Source organism: Actinophytocola sp., assembly GCF_049647105.1.
In the GTDB taxonomy this organism is placed as follows: Bacteria; Actinomycetota; Actinomycetes; order Mycobacteriales; family Pseudonocardiaceae; genus Actinophytocola.
This window is the reverse complement of sequence record NZ_JBARWZ010000042.1, coordinates 1-18,654: the sequence shown is the minus strand read 5'-3', so window position 1 is coordinate 18,654 and position 18,654 is coordinate 1. Positions and strand designations below refer to the sequence as shown.

General features: G+C 68.7%; 19 protein-coding genes. 6 read left to right on the top strand and 13 right to left on the bottom strand.

Annotation, left to right across the window (positions count from 1 at the left end; genetic code table 11):
- Positions 1-113: 113 nt before the first annotated feature.
- Entirely contained in the window at positions 114-1,619 is a 1,506-nt protein-coding gene (locus WBA97_RS06000; protein ID WP_424229685.1) for an MFS transporter, read from the top strand.
- A gap of 90 nt (positions 1,620-1,709) precedes the next feature.
- On the opposite strand, the gene WBA97_RS05995 is transcribed toward WBA97_RS06000, so the two are convergent.
- Complete coding sequence (locus WBA97_RS05995; protein ID WP_424229684.1) at positions 1,710-2,486, bottom strand: hypothetical protein; 777 nt, start codon at positions 2,484-2,486, stop codon at positions 1,710-1,712.
- Between the two features lie 155 nt (positions 2,487-2,641).
- On the opposite strand from WBA97_RS05995, the gene WBA97_RS05990 reads away from it, so the two are divergent.
- Entirely contained in the window at positions 2,642-3,292 is a 651-nt protein-coding gene (locus tag WBA97_RS05990) for a D-sedoheptulose-7-phosphate isomerase (protein WP_424229683.1), read from the top strand.
- Positions 3,293-3,304: 12 nt separating this feature from the next.
- Here WBA97_RS05990 and WBA97_RS05985 read toward each other — a convergent pair whose 3' ends face one another.
- The 5 genes from WBA97_RS05985 to WBA97_RS05965 form a co-directional block, all read right to left on the bottom strand.
- Positions 3,305-3,973, bottom strand: a complete 669-nt coding sequence (locus WBA97_RS05985) for an HAD family hydrolase (protein WP_424229682.1) — start codon at positions 3,971-3,973, stop codon at positions 3,305-3,307.
- A 20-nt stretch (positions 3,974-3,993) separates the two neighbouring features.
- A complete protein-coding gene (locus WBA97_RS05980) occupies positions 3,994-5,484 on the bottom strand; it encodes a trehalose-6-phosphate synthase (protein WP_424229681.1) in 1,491 nt (496 codons plus the stop codon).
- A gap of 485 nt (positions 5,485-5,969) precedes the next feature.
- On the bottom strand, positions 5,970-6,359 hold the full coding sequence (locus WBA97_RS05975; protein WP_424229680.1) for a hypothetical protein: 390 nt from the start codon (positions 6,357-6,359) through the stop codon (positions 5,970-5,972).
- A 165-nt stretch (positions 6,360-6,524) separates the two neighbouring features.
- Positions 6,525-7,340: a pentapeptide repeat-containing protein gene (locus WBA97_RS05970; RefSeq protein ID WP_424229679.1), complete on the bottom strand. Its 816-nt coding sequence runs from the start codon at positions 7,338-7,340 to the stop codon at positions 6,525-6,527.
- Between the two features lie 41 nt (positions 7,341-7,381).
- Positions 7,382-7,855: a hypothetical protein gene (locus tag WBA97_RS05965; protein WP_424229678.1), complete on the bottom strand. Its 474-nt coding sequence runs from the start codon at positions 7,853-7,855 to the stop codon at positions 7,382-7,384.
- Between the two features lie 81 nt (positions 7,856-7,936).
- On the opposite strand from WBA97_RS05965, the gene WBA97_RS05960 reads away from it, so the two are divergent.
- Complete coding sequence (locus WBA97_RS05960; protein ID WP_424229677.1) at positions 7,937-8,677, top strand: maleylpyruvate isomerase family mycothiol-dependent enzyme; 741 nt, start codon at positions 7,937-7,939, stop codon at positions 8,675-8,677.
- 103 nt (positions 8,678-8,780) lie between these two features.
- On the opposite strand, the gene WBA97_RS05955 is transcribed toward WBA97_RS05960, so the two are convergent.
- From WBA97_RS05955 to WBA97_RS05945, 3 genes are all read right to left on the bottom strand, one after another.
- Positions 8,781-9,002 (bottom strand): hypothetical protein, encoded by a 222-nt coding sequence (locus tag WBA97_RS05955; protein WP_424229676.1) that lies wholly within the window; start codon positions 9,000-9,002, stop codon positions 8,781-8,783.
- Between the two features lie 25 nt (positions 9,003-9,027).
- Complete coding sequence (locus WBA97_RS05950) at positions 9,028-10,500, bottom strand: hypothetical protein (protein WP_424229675.1); 1,473 nt, start codon at positions 10,498-10,500, stop codon at positions 9,028-9,030.
- A 135-nt stretch (positions 10,501-10,635) separates the two neighbouring features.
- On the bottom strand, positions 10,636-11,724 hold the full coding sequence (locus WBA97_RS05945) for an FAD-dependent oxidoreductase (RefSeq protein WP_424229674.1): 1,089 nt from the start codon (positions 11,722-11,724) through the stop codon (positions 10,636-10,638).
- A 227-nt stretch (positions 11,725-11,951) separates the two neighbouring features.
- Between WBA97_RS05945 and WBA97_RS05940 the strand changes: the two genes are divergently transcribed.
- Together WBA97_RS05940 and WBA97_RS05935 are read left to right on the top strand one after the other, a co-directional pair.
- Entirely contained in the window at positions 11,952-12,974 is a 1,023-nt protein-coding gene (locus tag WBA97_RS05940; RefSeq protein ID WP_424229673.1) for a DUF6801 domain-containing protein, read from the top strand.
- Positions 12,975-13,013: 39 nt separating this feature from the next.
- Positions 13,014-15,659 carry a TIR domain-containing protein gene (locus WBA97_RS05935; RefSeq protein WP_424229672.1) on the top strand — a complete coding sequence of 882 codons (2,646 nt, stop codon included), beginning with the start codon at positions 13,014-13,016 and terminating at the stop codon, positions 15,657-15,659.
- Between the two features lie 60 nt (positions 15,660-15,719).
- Here the strand turns inward: WBA97_RS05935 and WBA97_RS05930 are convergent, their stop codons facing one another.
- Positions 15,720-16,694: a hypothetical protein gene (locus tag WBA97_RS05930; protein ID WP_424229671.1), complete on the bottom strand. Its 975-nt coding sequence runs from the start codon at positions 16,692-16,694 to the stop codon at positions 15,720-15,722.
- A 133-nt stretch (positions 16,695-16,827) separates the two neighbouring features.
- Here WBA97_RS05930 and WBA97_RS05925 point away from each other — a divergent pair, with 133 nt between their 5' ends.
- On the top strand, positions 16,828-16,968 hold the full coding sequence (locus WBA97_RS05925) for a hypothetical protein (RefSeq protein WP_424229670.1): 141 nt from the start codon (positions 16,828-16,830) through the stop codon (positions 16,966-16,968).
- A 9-nt stretch (positions 16,969-16,977) separates the two neighbouring features.
- On the opposite strand, the gene WBA97_RS05920 is transcribed toward WBA97_RS05925, so the two are convergent.
- From WBA97_RS05920 to WBA97_RS05910, 3 genes are all read right to left on the bottom strand, one after another.
- Complete coding sequence (locus WBA97_RS05920; RefSeq protein ID WP_424229669.1) at positions 16,978-17,727, bottom strand: AzlC family ABC transporter permease; 750 nt, start codon at positions 17,725-17,727, stop codon at positions 16,978-16,980.
- On the bottom strand, positions 17,724-18,041 hold the full coding sequence (locus WBA97_RS05915; protein ID WP_424229668.1) for an AzlD domain-containing protein: 318 nt from the start codon (positions 18,039-18,041) through the stop codon (positions 17,724-17,726). The genes WBA97_RS05920 and WBA97_RS05915 overlap by 4 nt, the downstream gene beginning before the upstream one ends.
- On the bottom strand, positions 18,038-18,654 hold a 617-nt coding region (locus tag WBA97_RS05910), incomplete at its 5' end, for a hypothetical protein (RefSeq protein ID WP_424229667.1). The genes WBA97_RS05915 and WBA97_RS05910, both read right to left, overlap by 4 nt.

Genomic DNA, 18,654 nt, shown 5'->3' with positions numbered 1-18,654 from the left:
AACCTCACCTCGGGCGGAGGCACTCGCCGGCCAGGCGATCTTCGGTTGGCACCGTCCACAGTCACCCGAAACGGGTGATGTCGCCACCCCGCCGACCGTCCACACTCGACATGATGAGCACGAACCAGGCCGGCGACGTGCCGGACACCAGGGCGCCGAAACGGGTCGGCGCGGGTGTCCTGGCGGCGACCTGCATCGCCACGCTCGTGGTCAACGCGAACACCTCTGCCGTCAGCATCCTGCTGCCCGCGATCAGCGAGGACGTCGGCGTCGGCACGTCGACCCTGCAATGGGCCGTAACGGGCTACTCCCTCGTCGGCGCGGCCGTGATCGTCACCAGCGGCGTGCTGGGGGACATCGTCGGCCGCAGGCGGGTGTTCGTCGGCGCCCTGCTGCTGTTCGTCGCCTCCTGCGTGCTGATCGCGCTGGCGAACAGCGGCGCCGGTGTCATCGCCGGGCGCGCCATCCAGGGCGCGGCAGGGTCCAGCCTGCTGGCGTGCGGGCTGAGCCTGCTTTCGGTCGCCGCGCATGGCCAGGCACAGCTGCGTGCCGTGTCGCTCTGGGGTGCCGCGTCGGCCGTCGGCGCCGCCGCCGGTCCCCTGATCGGCGGCGCGCTCGTCGACACGACCGGATGGCAAGGGCTGTTCTGGATCGACGCTGGCATCGCGGCGGCCTGCGTCCCGCTGACCCTGCGCACGGTCAGCGAGTCCCGCGACCCGAATCGCCCACGCACCATCGACATCGCGGGCACCCTGCTGGTCGCTGGCGTGCTGGTGCCGTTCGTCCTGGCGCTCAGCAAGGGCGCGGACTGGGGCTGGGGCTCGGTGGCCACCATCGGGTGTCTCGTCGTCTCCGCACTGGCCTGCGTGGGTTTCGTGCTCGTGGAGCAACGGGTGCGGGTGCCCCTTGTCGACCTGCGGTTGCTGCGCAACGCCGTGCTCGTCGGGTCGACGCTGGTGATCCTGATCGTCGCGGGCGCAATCAACGGGCTCATGTTCGTGATGAGCCTGTACTTCCAGGACCCGGCCGGCCTGGGAATGAGCCCGCTGCAGGCCGGCCTCGCGACCCTGCCCGCGTGCGTGGGCCTTGTGCTCGCGACCCCGTTCGTCAGCCCGCTGGCGACCCGGATCGGCTCACGAATGGTGGTGGCCATCGGGTTCGTGATCACCACGGCGGGGTTCGCCGCGCTGTTGTTCCTGTCCGAGTCGTGGCACTACGGGCTGTTCGTGCTGCCGCTGGTCGCGGTCGCGGTGGGCATGGGCTTCTCCAACGGCTGCGCGTCGGCCGCGGCGACGGCGTCGGTGCCCGACGACGAGGTGGGCGCCGCGAGCGGAATCTCCAACATGGCGCGGTACATCGGGGCCGCGATCTTCGTTGCCGCGACGGCCACGCTGTACGGCACCGCGGCGAACGCCTCCGGCGTGCCGCGCGACGAAGCGGTGGCGAACGGTGTCGTGCGCACCGCCCTGCTCATGACCGTCCTGTCAGGACTGGGGATCGCGCTCGCACTGTGCTACGGCCGCCACCGGCCGGCCAGGTCACCCTTTCGTGGCACCGTGGCCGCCGGTGTCGTGCACACCGTCCCGGAACGGGGACACCAGTCGTCCGGCAGGAGCTGAGCGTTTCGTGGCTTACGCCGTCAGGCACGAAACGCCAACTCAGGGGTCCCGAACCGAAGACACGCGGGTCCTGAACCGTGGACTCGCGGGTCAGGTGACGCCGGCCCCGTACTTCTCGATCTTGCGACGGTGCGGGTAGTCGCCCGCTTCGTACAGGCCGTCCCAGCCGTCCTGCTGAGGTGGCGTGAACGTGTCCAACTCCGCCACCTTCTCGGCGGCCAGCCACATGAGCTGGTCCCGGTTGCCGCCCGGTCGCCTGATCCGCCGCCCGCCGATCGTCGTGTAGGCCGTGTAGCGCACCTCGCAGCCGTTGAGTCGCAACGCGCTCAGCAACGCGAGCGGATTGAACACATGGATGCCGTGGCCGAAGTACCCGTTCACCGGGACGTGCAGCAGGTACCAGCCGCCCACCGCGAGCAGGCGAATGCAGTTCTCCACGCATTGACGTGTGTCGAAGATGTGTTCCAGCGACCCGATATCGATCAGGGTCCGATACCGGCCGTGTTCGGCTTCCGGAATCGGCTTGTTCATGTCATGCCGGAGCTTCGCCTTGGTATCGAACAGGTCCAGGCAAACGGCCTCGTCCGCGCCGCGACCGAGGAGCAGTTCGGTGAGATCGCCGCATTCGGTGTAGTCGACCGGAAGCCGGTGCGCGTCGCCGGTGGTGATCATGCGTCGTGCGATCGCCGAGGCCGATCGGCCGACGACATACCGCGGCAACTCGATGTACTGCACGCCGAACGTGAGTACCGGTCCCCGCACGCTCGCGACCTTGGTGAAGATTTCCTCCCAGAGACGCGCGTGACTCAATTGTTGTATGGTCATGGATCCTCCGTGCCAGGCAGTATTCCGGCCGACCCGAATCATGAGCGCCGCAAGCTACCGGATCGACCCAGCCACGACATGACGGCTCCTGCTACCGGCGCACATGCGGACCCGGCCGGCGACCTGAGGTTGTCAGATTGTCCCGACCCGGTAAAGTTCGCGTGCCATCATGCGGCACACAGGTGAAGAATCGCCGCATGGGCTGCGAGACTGGAGCGGTGAATCAGGGCGATCTCATAGCCGCATATCTCGATCACTTCGCCACGGCAGCCTTCGCAGCGCCAATGATCGAGCTGGAACAAATGGCGGACGCGATCTGGGCGACGTACCTGTCACGCGACACCGTCTACGTCTTCGGAAACGGGGCCTGCGCCGCCCTGAGCGCACACATGGCTACCGACCTGTCCAAGGGCACCGCCGTCGGCCTCGGTATGCCGCCGCAGCAGGCCACCGCGCCACGGATCCGGGTGGTCAGCCTCGCCGACAACACCGCGCTGCTCACCGCGCTCGGCAACGACATCGGCTACGAGTACGTCTTCGTCGAGCAGCTTCGCGGCCTGCTGCGGCCAGGAGACGCGGTACTCGGCCTGAGCGGCAGCGGTGGCTCGCCGAACGTGCTGCGGGCGCTGGAATACGCCAGGACCGTGCGAGCCCGGCGGCTGGGTCTGACCGGCCGGATGGCGAGCGCCACCGAACTGGTCTCCCGGTGCGAGATCGCGGTCCAGGCCCCGTCGTCGATGATGGAGCAGATCGAGGACTGGCACGTCATCTACAACCACGTGCTCACCGTGCTGCTCCGCGCGCGGCTGCGCGCACACATGGCCGCGGCACACGCCGCACCACGGTGACGACCTGGGGACTCAGCCGGCGCCGACCAGGTCGCACACCGGTGCCAGCCCGCGCTGACCGCCCATCGGCCGGTCGGGCAACAGGTACACGTGCAGGCCGGACCGGACCGCGGCGCCGTCGCGCACCGGATCGTCACCGACCATGAGGGCGTCCCCCGGCCGCACCCCGAGTTCCGCGCAGGCGGCGAGGAACAGGGTCTGTTCCGGCTTCTCGGCGCCGTGCTCGCACGACAGCGCGAACCCGTCGACCAGGCCGCTCAGCCCGTGATGACGCAACGTTGGCCGGATGTCCCAGCCGACGTTGCTGACGATCGCGATCGGAATCCCGGCGGCGGACAGCGAGGCCATCGTCGCGGCCACGTCGCTGTAGGGCGTCCAGCCCACGGGGTCGGTGAGCCGGCCATAGAGCGCGTCGGCGACCGGGCCGTCGGCACCCGCGCCGCGAAACCACGAATCAAGGGCGGCCCGGTGCGCCCCCGGCGAGCGCTGGCAGCCACGCTGGGCCTCGATCACCTCGGGCCCGTCGCGGGCGGCCTCGATCCGGTCGTACAGCGCCCGCACGTCGGCCGGCTCGGTGTCCCGGCCGAGCCGGCGCAATGCGACCTCGAGCCACGCGATCGAGTCATCGAACTGGAACAGGGTGTGGTCGAAGTCGAACAGCACGGCGTCGAAACGGCTCACGCCACCACCTCGCAGGCCGCTCATGCCAGCCCAGCGTCCAGGATCGGCAATGCGGACCGTGGTGCGCACTTCGGTGCCTGGGTGGTGGGCGCCGAGCCGGCGGCGGCCGCCAGCACGTCAGAGAGCTGTCGGTCGAGCCAGTTGGCGGCGTCCATCCCGACGATCGCGGCGCGCATCCGCCCTGCCCGGTTTCGCCGTTCGGCCGGGGACAGCGCCAGCGCCGCCGCCAGCGCGTCCGTCGTGGCTGCCACGTCCCGTGGCTGCTCCAGCAGGACCGCGCCGGTGAGCAGGTCAGCGGCGCCCGCGCCGGCGGACAGCACCACCGCACCGTCCTTCGTGTTGATCACCGGACCTTCCTGGGCGACCAGGTTCATCCCGTCGGTCACCGAGTTGACCAGCAGGACGTCGTAGCCCCGCAGCACGCCGAGCGCCCGGTCCTGGTTCTCGCCGTGGTGGACCATGACGGCGCCGGGGTACCGGTCGTTGATGTCGTCGACCATCCGCCGCACGCGTGCCGCATACCGCTGATACGACGGCAACCGCTCCCGCGACGGGACCAGACAGGCCACGAAGCGCGCCTCGCGCGCCAGGGCGGGGTGGCGCCGCAACAGCGACGAGTACGCCTCGAAACCACGCAGGGCGTTCTTCGCCGGATCGAGCCGGTCCACCCGCACGATCCGCATCGCCCGGTCGTCTGCCGTGGTCCGCGCGGCCCACCGGCCGACCTCTGGCGTCCTCGCCCGGTCGGTCAGCGACGGGATGTCCACCGACACCGGATAGCACCGGACCCAGATCCGCCTGCCGTCGTGGCGCACCCAGCCGCGCTCCTGATCCACATCGAGCCCCAGTCGCCGGCAGCAGCGCAGAAACCGGTCCGCCCATTGGGCTCGCTGGAACCCAAGCAGGTCCGCACCCAGCATCCCGTGCACCAGGCTACGGAGAAGCGGCGCCGGGACTCCGGCCAGCGACCCGGCGTCGGGAAACGGCGTGTGACTGAAGTGCACGAGCCGCACGTCCGGCCGCAGCGCCCGGATCATCGCCGGGGCGAGCATCAACTGGTAGTCCTGGACCGCCACCACCGCGGCCGGGGCCGCCTGCTGCGCGACCCGCTCCGCCATCCGCTGGTTGACGTGCTTGTACGAGGCGAGCGGGGCGAGCCACCGGTCGGCAGCGGTGCGCACCGGCACGTCGTCCTCGATGCCGTGCCAGGCCGACCAGATGATCTCGACCCCGGTGTCCAGGTAGTACCGGTCGTATTCCTGCTTGTCGATGAGGACGACCTGGGGCGAGTACCCGAGTTGGCCGGCCAGGTCCCCGAACAGACCGCGCCGCATGGCGTGGCCATCGGTGGCCGAGGTCGACGGGGCCAGCCAGGCAACCGGATACCCGGCCGCGCCGGCGACCCGGTGCAGCAGCGCGGTGACACTGCCGGAGCAGAACTCCGGCACCGGATCCTCGATCTGGCCCGCGAACCGCACCGGCCCTCGGTCGGACACCAGGACCACGTGCACCGGCAGGCCGCACCCGTTCGACGGCGGGGCCGGGCGCGCGTCGCACGGTTCGGAAGATTGATTCTCGGCGGACCTCCCGTTGGGAGAGTCACCGGTGTGTCTGCCGCGGTGGACATTGGCGTCAAGTCGCGTCATGGAATCCTCAATGGCCATCAATGAATAGCAGCATTAGGCCGAATGTAGACGCGGTTGTACCCATGTGTCCCCTTAGTCAACCCCGCGCGATACAGCACCAACCTCCATAAACATATTAGCACATGAATATGGGCAAAGAATTAAGTGGACATCGCTTGGCGGCGTACCGCGGGTCTCGAAGATCCGCTGCTCGAAGCGCCCATGGACGATCATGCCACGCACAGCCGAACCCACGTCGCATTGACCGTCGGCACCACGGCACCAGGAAATAGTGGCAATTCCGATTGCACCGCACCACTTTCGCCGGTTTCATGGAGCTACTCATCGGCCCCTCGAAGGAGGCCGGGGTGTCAGCCGCGGTCGTCGCGGGTCTTCTCGCCGGATACGGCATCGCCATTCCGGTCGGGCGGCATGTCCGTACTACTGATCGTCATGCTGTCCTCGTCCTCTTCGGACAGACCATGCTCGGGCGACCTACGTCCGGACGGGGTCTCCTCGGTCCGTTCGGTGGCGGCCGTCGAGGTCTGGTCCATCGTGGCGGGCAGGGACGCGCGGTAGATCGGCATGGCGGCGGCCGTGGTCACGATGGCCACGGCGACGAGGATCTCGAACAGTTCCGGTGTGACCATGTCGTAGGCGAGGCCGATGTTGATGAAGATGAGGATCATCAAGCCTCGTGCGTTCATCAGTCCGCCGACCGCGGAGGCGTAGCGCCACGAGAAGCCCTGCAGTCGCACCACAGCGCACTGCCGACGAACAACATGTACGTCCACATGCTCGCGCCTTCGGTGGCGAGCGAGGTGAAGAACAACGCCGCGGCACCCGCGCCGATCACGAAACCTCACTCTCCGTGGTGAACCCTTGGCGGTGCGCACGCGTAATACCGGTCTGTGGTCCCGCGGGGACTACCGGCCGATAGCGCCGGTGAAATCCGCGCCGGCCACGTGGGCGTCGGTGAGATCGGCGCCGGTGAGGTTCGCCTTGTTCAGCCGCGCATCAGTGAGATCAGCGGTCACGAGATGGGCGTCGGTGAGATCGGCGGAGTGGAAGGTCGCGCGGTGCAACACCGTGTCCGGCATGCTCGCGCCTGACAAGCGCGCCTGGTCGAAGTTGGCATCGGTCGCGTCCGTCAAGGCAATGAACGCGTTCCGCAGATTGGCCTCGGTGAACTGGGCGTTCCACAGGTCGGAGAGGGAGAGATCGACCCTGGTGAGTTCGGCTTCGGAAAGGTCGGCGTTGTGCAGGCAGGTCCGACTCAAGTCCAGCCTGCCGCCACCGTCCTGACCAGGATCGCGTCGGCCGAGCACGGTCAGCGCCGCTTGCACGTCGGCCGCAAGGGGATGATCCAGTCCGTGCGGGCATCCGGCGCTGATCGGGGCGTGGTTGCGGACGAACGAGGCCAGCACCTGCACCACGACCGGTTGATCTCGCACTGAGTCCTGGCCGAGCCGTTCCAATGAGTAGATGCCGCCCATGCGTACATCGGCTTTGTCGGACCCCAGTTGCTCCACCGCACGTCCATAGCGTTCCGCCAGCTGGCTTTCCTGGGCCAGCGCGATCTGCTGGTTGGTCGCGAGCAGCGACTTGTTGGTGAACCACAGCGCGGCGATGGCGGTTGCCGCGGTCGCGAACGCGGCTAGATGGCTCCAGCCCGCCCAACGGAACACCTTGCCCGCCACGGACCGTGAAGTATCGTTATCGACCACCTCGATCTCCGGCACACCGGCATTCTCGCAGGATGACGACCGGCATCGCACGAGTTTCATCGTGTGCGAGTGCTCTGCCTTACCGCGAACGCAGCTGCCGACGGGAGCAGGGCCAGGATCAGGCTGACCACTGTCATGACCGCGGCGCCGCACGGAACGCCGAGAAAGAGGAAGAACACCCCGCCGTCCTGAGGATCTCCCGCCACCTCGCCCACGGCATACCATCCGTAGGCCACGCACACCAGGAGTTCCATCACGCCCCCGGTGAACAGCGTGCCCCGGCCCGTTCCCGTCGCGAAGCGCCTGGCGCCGACCAGCAACAGCACGCCCGTGGTCACCTGAACGATGGCGAGCACCGTGGTGATGGTCGTGACCTGGTCCGACCCGGTGGGATCGAACAAGGAAACGGCGAGATAGAAGAGTCCGAACAAGGTGCCACCGCCGACCACCGCGGCCAGCGAAGCGGACACCGTGACCGAGGACGGCACGGGGCCTCGTGTGTCGAGCACCGCATTGTGGCGCACCGCCATGAGTCATCACCTCATCGAATGAGCCCCACCCACTCATGTCGCCAGAACGGCCCGGACCGTTTCATGACTATCTTTGTCGCTGTGGAGATATTCGACGACCTGGTAGCCGAGTACGACCGGGTGGACCGGATTTTCGCGGGTCTGTCGGCGGCGGAATGGGCAAGCCCTTCCGCCGCGGCGGGATGGCGTGTGGTGGATGTGCTGTTGCACCTGGCGCAGACGGAGGAAGCCGTCGCGGCGACGGTGACCGGTTCGTCGGTGCGGCCCGGGGTGACGGGCTCCGGTCAGAACCCGGTCAGTGTGGACGAGGCGATGGATCGCTGGGTGGCCGCAGAGCGGGCCGGGCCCGAGGTGGTGTTGCCGCGGTGGCGGGAGGCTCGGCGCAGGTCGGTGGAGGTGCTGCGTGCTGCTGACCCGGACAAGGCGTCGCCGTGGGCGTCCGCGCCGTTGCGTCCGGCGACCCTGGCCACGACCCGGCTGGCCGAGCACTGGGCACACACTCTCGACATCACCGGTCCGTTGTCGATTCCCTACCGGGACACGGTGCGGCTGCGGCACATCGCGCGACTCGCTGTCCGGTCGTTGCCGTACGCGTTCGCGGTGGCAGGCGAGCAGCCGGGCCCGGTGCGGGTGGAGCTGACCGGCCCGGACGGCGCGACCTGGCGGTTCGGCCCAGCCGATGCCCCGTCGGTGATCAGCGGATCGGCGGGGGCGTTCTGCCGCGTCGGTGCCAGAAGGCTCGCGCCCGAGGAGTCCGGACTGACCACGACCGGCCACCACGGCGCGACCGCACTACGCGTGCTGCGCAACTACGCCGCCTGACCACCTGCCCCAGAGTCGGCGCGCTCCAACGCGCACTGACCGCGCGGATTCCGCGCGGCTCCGAGCAGGCTGGCGGTCGACGACTACCGAGCCCGCGCCGCCATCAGGTGTCGAGCAGGTCTGGACCGAGTGCGGTGACGAGGCGGGTGAGCCAGGGTCGGGCATCGCCGGTGGTGGCAGGGTGTTCGTCCAGGAAGTTGGGCCAGTCGACCTGCAGGCTGGTCAGGTCACCGTGGTGTACCTGATCAAGTGCGCGGACCGCGTCCGGGTTCATCAGTTCCCGCAGAGCACTCAGGGGTTCGGCGACGTGCTCCGCGAGAAGCACCGCGTGGTGACGATCGACGGCGCGGTCAGGTCGCGAGTAGTCCGGCGAGGCTGAGCTGGTCGATGGCCATGTCGACGTTCACGCGCGGCTGGGTGGGGAACAGCGCGGCCACGTCGTCGGGGTTGACCTTGCGGCTGGTGGCCGCGTTCAGGAGTGCCCCGCACTGGGCCGCCCTGTCCGGGCCGACGTGGCTCGTCATCGCCGCCACGGTGTCCTCGACTGTCCTAACGGGAGGAAGGGGCGCGTCGAGTTCGCCGGACGTGTCGGTGCCGCCGCGGCTCCAGCGGTCGCCTGCCCACCAGAAGCAGAAGCTCACCAGGCCATTGTTGTTGCGGGTGTTGATGACACTGTCGTTCACCCAGGCCGGTGCTCCACCGTAGAGGTCGGGCATCGGGCCGGGACCGTTGTAGGCGTTAGCCAGCAGAACGGAGTCCCACCTGCCGCCGGAGAGCACTGCGCGTTCGCCGGGAAGCCAGTAGAGCGTGGACCCGCTGCGGTGATCGTTCTCGTACCACGCGTAGCCGGGGCGGATGCGTGGTCCCCACTCCGACCCGACGCCTGCGTACGCCGCCGAGATCACCGCCCAGCGCACCCAGAGGTCGTGCAACGACGGGAGGTCGCGGCACGGGGTGGCGGCACGGCCCTCGGCGGCATCGGCCGCCGCCGACACCGCGGCGCGATGCGGGTCGCGGCCCTGTGCCGCGGGCCCGGCAACGTATCCGGCCAGCCACACCGGCGTCCGCCTGCGCGGGTAGCGTGCCAGGTCGTTGCGGTAGTGCTCGGCGGACAGCAATTGGTCATCGGGGAACGGATCGTCGCCGTAGTCGTAGCTCACCGTCATCTCGCCGCTGTTGGTGACGGTCAGCAGCAACCGCCACCACGGTCCGTCCGGCATCTGCGCCGCGACCTCTCGCTGCGCGCGCACCAGCGTGGCGATCGAGTTCGGCACCGGCACGAGGCCCGACCGGCCGTCAAGGGTCCGGAAGCGCAGTTGGGCGATCTCAGCGGAGACGGTGAACGCGAACGCCGCGTCGAACCGTTCCCATCCGGGCACGCCGTGCATGGCCAGTTCCCGCACGATCGGATCGAGCAGGCGCGAGGCCTCGGCGGCGATCTGCGCCTCGTGCGCCGGGGTGTGGAACGTGACGTCCGGGAAGACAGCCGGGTCCTGGGCCGCGGCGGCGCGGAAGCCGCGTTCGAACTCCACCCAGTGCCGCGATTCCGCGGCGCGTTCCTCCTCGATGAACTCCTTCCGCGCCTGCGGAGGGGGCACCGACGAGGTCACTTCCTTGATACGCCCGGAATCGCCGACCAGGAACACCGACCGCCCCACGGGCATGTCCAGGAACGCCATCGGATCGCTCTCGTCGACCGCCACCGGGGCGTACACGCTCCACCCCGCCTCGAAACGGTCCGCGGCCAGCCCCTCGGTGGGATAGTCGATGCGGTGGGTCCGGATCCACTCCACCACCAACGAGATCGCGTCCTCGGCGTCCATCAGCCTCCCTTTCCTACGGTGCGGCGACCATCGCGACAACCGAGGTCCGAGGCTGGTCTCGACGGTGTCGTGCAGGTGCGGCATGCGATCGCTCTGGATCACCATATCGGGGCCGGTGCCGGGTGTAACCGCCGATCACGCCTCCGGCAACGCGAACCGCGGGTCCGGGCAACGGCCACCGAGCGCGAGCTCCGCGAGCACCCGGCCGACGGCGGGCACGAACTTGAAGCCGTGACCGGAGAACCCGGCGCCGACGACGACCGGGCCCGCACGGTCGAGCACGAAGTCGCGCCTCGGGGTCGAGGTGTAGGTGCAGCTGATCGGCGTGAACACGTCCGGGTCGAGGCCGGGGAGCCAGTCGTGCACGTACCGCCGCAGTTCCTGTAGCCGCGCGGGATCCGGCCGGTAGTCGCGCCGGTCCGGGTCGACCCGAGGGCCCGTGCCGTGCTCGCCGACCTTCACGCCCTCGCCGGGGGTATCGAGCCCGTACACCTCGTCGGTCCGCCTGAAGTGGATGAACGCGGGCCAGACGAGGTCGGCGTTCCTGGCGAAGTACGCGGGTTGTTCCTGGGTGACGACCAGCGGCGGCAACGGCACCAGCCGTCCCAGCAGCTTCGCCGTCCACGCGCCCGCCGTCACCACGGCGACGCGGGCCCGGTAGGTCCGGTCCCGGGTCCGCACCTCGACGCGGTTCTCCCCGCGCGGCACGATCTCGGCCACCGGGGTCTCGAAGTGGGTGACCGCGCCCGCCTCCTCCGCCGACGACCGCAGCGCCGCCACCGCGTCGTCCGCGTGCACCCGCGCGGTGTGCCGGTGGAACAGCACCCGCCCGTCGAATCGCATACCCGGCCACCGCTCCATCGCGGTACCCGCCTCGAGCCAGGTACCGGGTTCACCGGCCGCCGCGAGGGTGCCGGCAAGCGCGGTGAGGTCGGCGGGTCTGCCGTGGTGCACGCCACCGGTCGTGGTCAGGAGCGTGGTACCGGACCCGTCCTCCAGTTCGTGCCACAGGTCCAGCGCACGCCGGGCGAGCGCCACGTAGACGAGGTCGGGGTATGCGAGCCGGAAGATGCGCGACGCGCCGTGCGAGGCACCGAGGGTGTGGCCTGCCGCGAACCGTTCCAGCAGCACCACATCGACACCGCGGCCCGCGAGCTGCCACGCGGCGGCGGACCCCATCGCCCCGCCACCGACGACCACGACGTCGGCGTCCCGGTAGATCATGCGTTCAGTCCACTACGTCAGGAGCCGGGGCGCCACCCCAACGCGGGCCCAGCCTGCCAAACCATGGTAACCAAGCAATACCGACAAGTCATTACTACGCGACTTGTCATGAATCGGTGCGTGTGGTGACAAATAGTGGACAACCCTCCCAAAAGAAGGGCGATTCATTGGCGCGCTCCCGAAAGCTGAGTTGTACTGGACGACCAGCGTGAAGGATCGGCACGTCGATGGGATCGAGTCACATGACACCACTGGCGCGAATCACTTCCGGAGTCGTGCTGGCCGCGGTGATGGCGGTCAGCGGCGGGGGAATGGCGGCGGGCGCGGGCTCTGGCGGAACCACATTGCGGTATCGGTGTGCCATACCGCTGCTTCCCGAGCAGCCCATGACGGTGCGTCTCACGTGGAACGCACCGAAGTCCGTGGCAGTCGGGCAGAAGACGCCGATCGTTCCCTTCGACGCCGTCGCGACCATGGGTGATGCCGTGACCCAGGGGCTGGCCTTCATCGGTGCGGTCACCGTCGAGGGCAGCGCGACCGCGACGGGCGTCGTGGCCGCTCCGGAAGGAAACACCCCGGTCAGCCTACCGCTGACCGTGCCGAGGACCCCGGTCCCGTCGGCCGGCTCGATCACAGTGGTGGCGAGCGGGAGAACACCCGGACTCGTCTTCCACCGGCCTGGCCACGCGTCGGTCACCGTCGGCAATGAGTTCGCTGTGCGACTCGTGCCCAGGACCGCCGACGGCGGCTCGACTTCGTTCGACGCGTCGTGCACGCTGGAACCGGGACAGAACACCGTGCTGACCTCGTTCGAGATCACCGCACCGCAGGCGAATCCGGCGCCGACGCCCGGCAGGCCAACGGGACCGGCCGCCACCACGGGGGGCGGCGGCCCGAGCACCCCGGAAACACCGGGAACAGCCCCGCCGACCGGTCCCCCGACCGCCCGGAGTTCTTCCACCGCACCGAGTTCGGAAATCCCTGTGACCGGTGACCCGAGTACGCCCGCCACGCACGACACGGCCTTCACCGCCGTGTCGACCGCTGGCCTGACCAAGGCCGCGGCGCCGTGGCTGGTGGCAGGCGCGATCCTGGTCGCGGGAACCGTCCTCGGCTGCTGTTCTGGCTCAGGCGCCGACACCGGCGCGGGCGGGATCATCCCGGCTCACTGTGAGACACGGTTCAGGCCCCGCCAACTCCCCTGGCTTTCCAGCGCCTGCCAGGTGTCGCGTTCGATATCATGCTGGTGAACACGCATAACGGCAGACAGCGCGGCGAACGTGGTCACCGTGGACGCGGGGGCAACGACCTGGGAGTTCACGGTGAGCGGTGGGGTGTTCATCAACTATCGGGGCGAGGACACCCGTAGCTACGCGGTTTTGCTGTACCGGGAACTGTCCTGGCATCTTGGCGACGATCTGGTGTTCCTGGACAGCGAGTCCATCAAAGCGGGCGCGGATTTTGAACAGGAAATTCTCGGCCGCGTACGGTCCTGCCAGGCACTACTGGCAATTGTCGGCCCCTACTGGCTGACCGCCACCAACCCATCCGGACAACGCCGGATCGACGACCCTGAGGACTGGATTCGTCGTGAACTGGTGGTCGCTTTCGCCGTCGGCACAAAGGTGATCCCGGTCCTTACCGACGACGCCGTGCTGCCCTCCGTGGCAACGTTGCCTGCCGACATCGCCGCGCTGGCGGGCCGTCAGTTCCGCCGGTTGCGGCATCGCGACGCCAACATGGACCTGAGCCGCATCATCACCGAGTTGATCAACGGCGATCCGCTGCTCGCCGACGCGGCCCGGCTGCAGAGCAGACATCGTCTCGGTCCGGACCGCATCGCGCGGCCGAGTACGCTGACCGCCCCGCCCGCGGACGACGAGGTCGCGTCGGTACAGGCGAAGCCCGACCGGCTGGCGAAGATCGCCGACGAACTCGCGGAGGCGGTCGAAGACCGCTGGCGGTTCGAAGAGGAACGGCGCAAGATCCAGGACCCGGTGCCGCTCCCCGTGCGGTGGGAGACAGCGAACGAGGCCGTGATGGACCACTGGTCCAACATCTGCCTCGCCCATACCGGGGAGACGGCCGAGCCACTGGATCTGGACGGCGGTCTGGACCAGGTCGCCGATGTCTACCGGCGGATTCCGTCCCGTCGCCTCGTCGTGCTCGGCAGAGCGGGCTCTGGGAAGACGATCCTGAGTCTGAGGTTCGTGCTGGACCTGCTGGCAACGCGCGCCACCGGGGAACCCGTGCCGCAGATCTTCAGCGTCGGGTCGTGGAATCCCGCGATCGACTCGCTGAAGGACTGGCTGAGCGGCCAGCTCATTCGTGACCAGCCTGGCCTGGCCACGGTCGATGCCAACCGGGAGACGCTGGCCGCCGCACTGGTCGGGAAGGGATTCATCCTGCCGGTCCTGGACGGATTCGACGAGATCGCCGACGGTCTGCACTCAGCCGCGCTGTGGGAACTCTCCGCCACCACCCTGCCGCTGGTGCTGACCAGCCGTTCCGAGGAATACGTCGCGGCCGTGGCGGGAACCAGAGGACTGACCCGCGCCGCCGCCGTCGAACTGAACGACCTCACGCTCGAAGGCATGGCGGACTATCTGCTGCGCAGCAGCCCGAAGAACACCATGCCCGAATGGCACCACGTGTTGACCGAACTGCGGCGCAATCCCGATATCCCGGCCAGCGCGAACCTCACCAGTGTGCTGAACACGCCCCTGATGGTCGCGCTCGCCCGCACCGTCTACAGCGAGGGCGACAGGACCCGGCGCGACGATCCGCAGGACAGGCCGGTGATGCTGCTGGACACCGACCGGTTCAGCAGCTCCCAACGACTCGAGGACCACCTGCTGGGCGGCTTCATCCCCTCGGTCTACCGGCCGCGGCCCGGTGACCCGGCCACCAGCCGCCCCCAGAACTGGAGTCCGGAGCGTGCGCAGCGCTGGCTCGCGTTTCTCGCCGCACACCTGGACCGGCTCGGTACCCGCGACCTCGCCTGGTGGGAGCTCGGCAAGTCGGTGCCACGCGCGGTGCGCACCGCGGTGAGCGGGTTTCTGGCGGGATTGTCGTTCGCGGTCGTGACGGCGGTCGGCAACCTGCCGGTGATCCTGCTCGGCACGTCCCACGGACTCGGCTTCGCGATCCGGCGCGGACTGGTGGTCGGATTGCTGCACGGGCTCGTCGCCGGACTGTTGTTCGGCCTCATGTACCGGGTGGCCGACGGCAACCAGGCACTGAAACCGTCGCCGGTCCGGATACGGCTGTTCGGCGGCCCGAAGCAGCTGGGTACGCAGTACGCCGCCAGGATCACGTCCGGAGTCCTGATCGGATCCGGGGTGGCGCTCGCGCTCGTACTCATCGACCGGCTGGTCGTGCCGCGGCTCGGGCTCAACGACGGACTCGGCGGCGAGAACGCACTCGTGGCCACTATCCAGTTCACGGCCACGATCGGACTCGCCGCCGGGCTCGTGTTCGGGATCATGGCATGGCTGGAAGCACCCATCGACGTGAGCGCCGTGGTCAGCCCCACCAACCTGTTGAGGTCCAACCGCACGAACGTGATCACCAACTTCTTCGCATGGGCGATCGTGCTCGGCTTCGTGGCCGGGCTGGTGAACAGCATCACCGACGGCCTCGTCCGCGGCATCGAGATCGGGCTCGTGTTCGGCATAGAAGGCGCGTTCGGGGCCGGGATCGGCTACGGGCTCTGCCTGACCGCCTGGGGACAGTGGGTGGCCATCGCGCGGATCTGGCTCCCGTTGACGGGCCGACTGCCCTGGCGACTGGTCGCCTTCCTTGACGACGCCTGCCGACGCGGTGCGCTACGCCGGGCGGGGGCGGTGTACCAGTTCCGCCATGCCCGCCTCCAGGATCATCTGATCGGGGTACCCGAGTTGGGCCGAGGCAAGCCCGAACCCGCCGCGGCATGAGGGCCGGTTCAGGGAGTCACCCGCCTTCTCGATGCCACGATCAGGGCACGACGTGCCCACTCACCACCGCGTGCGCCTGGGGCGCCTTATCCGGGGACGGAACCTGGACAGCTTCCCGGGATTCGTGTCAGATGGGATTCGCACGGCCATCAGCTCGTCGACGACCTCCGCCACCGCCCGGCCATCGCCCGGATCGATGGCACCGGCGATGAGGAGCTGGGCAGCCTTGCCCAGCACCGAGCGCCGAGCTCGGTTGTCGACCACATCCTTGCCGTTGGCGGCCCCGATGTGGCGCAGGCTCAGTCCCTGTGCCAAACCGGTCAGCATCACCGTCAGCTCGTCGAGGGAGATTCCCGGGCGCAGCGACACACCACGCGTCTCCAGGATCTCCGCGTACACGCCGCGCCAGTAACCGAAGGAATGTTCGTACACGCCGGCGAGCGCCTCCCGAATCTCCTCGTGGAAGTCGGCCAGGCCGGTCATCAGGTGCTGGAAACGCGCCGAGATCTCGTTGGCATACACGACCTTCATGTCCTCGTACGCGACCTTCTCCACCGCGGCGGAGAAGGTCGCCGTCTCACTCAGTTCGGCACGTGTCGTCTCGTCGAGCATTCCCTCGGTCAACGAGTAGCGCTCCCGAAGCACGTATCTGACCAGGTCACCCAGGAAGTAGGGGAGGATGTCCCAGCGATCGCGGAGCGTGCCCGCCGACGGCTTCGTCGTGGGCCTCTCCTTCTCTGGCACCGTCCCGTAGAGGGCACGCGCGATGTTCTCGTTACTCCGCGCCTGCCGGAAGACCGCCTTCGCCTCGTCGATGACGCGCCTCTTCGTCAGCGTGGCCAGCGGACGGAACGTGCGCTTCTGGTCGCGGACGTCGCCCATCAGCTCGTTCTCGGCCAATCGCCTGCCGCCTTCGAGGCATGCGCGGGTCACCGGACTGTTGGCCAGTTCGAGGCCGGAGGATGTCTTGCGACTCTTCGTGCGCACGTTGATCGCCACATCGTCAAGAGGGCCGTCGTAAATGCTGTCGTACATGTGGCAAGTGTCGCGGATCTCGGCTGAGTCAGTTCCTCCGCTGCGGAGGGGATTGTGTGCGCGGCGCGGAGGACGTGTCCGGCCTCGATCCGCGCTTTCCTGTGCTCACCGGTTCTCCCAGAGAGGTGATCACTTGAGCAAGCACTCTCGCAAGCCCCGTCGCCAGTCGCGTCTCGTCCTCGTGTTGCGGGCCGTCCTCGTCGTGGTGCAGCTCGTCCTTGTTCTGCTCGAGAGCGCGGCGGCGATCGCGAGTCTGCTCGGCGACCTGTGGTGATCTCCTCGATCAGGACCGGTCGTCCGACCTGACGGGCTCGTCGGAATGGGCATCGCTGTTGTCCCGGGGGAAGAAGTGCTCGGCGACCAGGCCGGTGGCGATGCCGCCGACGATCGCGATGAACAGGCCGCCCTGGTACGGGATGCCGAACAGGCCGACGGAGAGCAGTCCCGAGGAGGTGCCCGCGGCGATGGCGCGGAAATCGGTCAGTGAGGACGCTGCCAGGGCGATGTAGGTGGCGATCAGGGCGAAGTCGAGGCCGAGTTGTTCGAACTGCTTGAGCACGTCACCGAAGGCGAAGCCAGTCCACGTGCTCGCCAGCCACACCGCGAACAGGGCCGCCGAGGTGCTGAGCATGTACCAGTGTTTGCTGGTCGAACCGTCCCTGGTGGCGTAGCGGTGTTCTGCCAGCACATAGATCTGGTCCGTCATGCCGTAGCTCAGCACGAGCCGCCACCACAGCGACAGTTTGCGCATGTGCGGGGTGAGTGCCGCGCTGTAGAACGCGTGCCGGGAGTTGACGATGAAGGACGCGAACGCGACCAGGGGCCAGCTGGTGCCGATCGTGATCATGTTCAGGCCGATCATCTGCATCGTGCCGGAGTACACCAGCAGCGACATCAGCAGACTGTTGACCAGACCGAAGTTCGCCTCCGCCGCGAGTGCGCCGAACAGCACACCGAACGGGACCGCGCCCAGGATGATCGGGACGACGTCGCGGGCGCCCCGGCCGACCTCGGCGAGCCGTTCGCGGGTCATGCCAGCACCACCTTCGCCAGCGCGAACGCGACCACGCTCGCGCCGAAGATCAGAAAGAAGCTGTCCTGCTTGAACACACCGACGCCGATCCCCACCCCCGCGCCGATCAGGTACGGGTTGGCGACCGGCCGGAGCGCACCCTCCGCGTCGAGGAGCACGGACGGGAACACGATGGCCATGAGCACGGCGGGCAGCACGAAGCCGAGCGTGCGCCGCACGGCCGGGGTCATCAGCTTGTCCTGCGGCAGCGCGAAGAACGAGAACCGCATCGCGAACACGATCACCCCCATGACGACGATCGTGAACACGGTCATGTGGTCACACCCCCAATGCCGTCACGTACGCATTCCGCGAGGAACGCGGGCTTGGTCGCGTTCAGGTAGTGCCCACCGTCGGGGGTGACCCGCACGTCGAGGTCGCCGAACCGCGCCCAGTTCTCCACCGCCCGCTCGTGGCCGCGCACCAGCTTGTCGTCCGCGGCGTACACCGCGGTGACCGGTAACGGCGCGGGCCGAGGCGCGCGTAAGGCCGCCGCGTAGGCGTGGCTGGCCTCCGCGGTGTCGTAGCGGAACGCGCGTGCCAGGTCGGACCGGCCCTGGGCGGAAAGGCCGTCCAGCTCGGCGAAGCCGGTGTTGTCCACCAGCCACTCGACGATCCCCGCCTCGGACATCCCCCGCACCTCGTCGCTCGTGTGGTCGGCCGGGGCACTGGACTTGAGCACCTTCGCCACCAGGAACAGCCGCTCGGCCTCGACGCCGCGCTTCCGCAGCGCCGCGGCGGCGGTGAGCACCGGGCCGGTGCCCGCGCAGTGCCCGAGCAGCGCGACCCTGGTCCGCACCGAGCGAGCGATCTCGTCGGCGAGCTCCTCGCCGAGTCGCGCCGCGGCGACGGCCGCCCGCCGGTCGCCGCTCGTCCTGGCCGGGAGCT

What these genes read in the sequence shown, in the direction of transcription:
- WBA97_RS06000 (WP_424229685.1), top strand. Translation starts at nt 114, where the DNA reads ATGAGCACGAACCAGGCCGGCGACGTGCCGGACACCAGGGCGCCGAAA.
- WBA97_RS05920 (WP_424229669.1), bottom strand. Translation starts at nt 17,727, where the DNA reads ATGACCCGCGAACGGCTCGCCGAGGTCGGCCGGGGCGCCCGCGACGTC.
- WBA97_RS05950 (WP_424229675.1), bottom strand. Translation starts at nt 10,500, where the DNA reads ATGGACGCCGAGGACGCGATCTCGTTGGTGGTGGAGTGGATCCGGACC.
- WBA97_RS05940 (WP_424229673.1), top strand. Translation starts at nt 11,952, where the DNA reads ATGGGATCGAGTCACATGACACCACTGGCGCGAATCACTTCCGGAGTC.
- WBA97_RS05915 (WP_424229668.1), bottom strand. Translation starts at nt 18,041, where the DNA reads ATGACCGTGTTCACGATCGTCGTCATGGGGGTGATCGTGTTCGCGATG.
- WBA97_RS05995 (WP_424229684.1), bottom strand. Translation starts at nt 2,486, where the DNA reads ATGATTCGGGTCGGCCGGAATACTGCCTGGCACGGAGGATCCATGACC.
- WBA97_RS05945 (WP_424229674.1), bottom strand. Translation starts at nt 11,724, where the DNA reads ATGATCTACCGGGACGCCGACGTCGTGGTCGTCGGTGGCGGGGCGATG.
- WBA97_RS05990 (WP_424229683.1), top strand. Translation starts at nt 2,642, where the DNA reads ATGGGCTGCGAGACTGGAGCGGTGAATCAGGGCGATCTCATAGCCGCA.
- WBA97_RS05965 (WP_424229678.1), bottom strand. Translation starts at nt 7,855, where the DNA reads ATGGCGGTGCGCCACAATGCGGTGCTCGACACACGAGGCCCCGTGCCG.
- WBA97_RS05930 (WP_424229671.1), bottom strand. Translation starts at nt 16,694, where the DNA reads ATGTACGACAGCATTTACGACGGCCCTCTTGACGATGTGGCGATCAAC.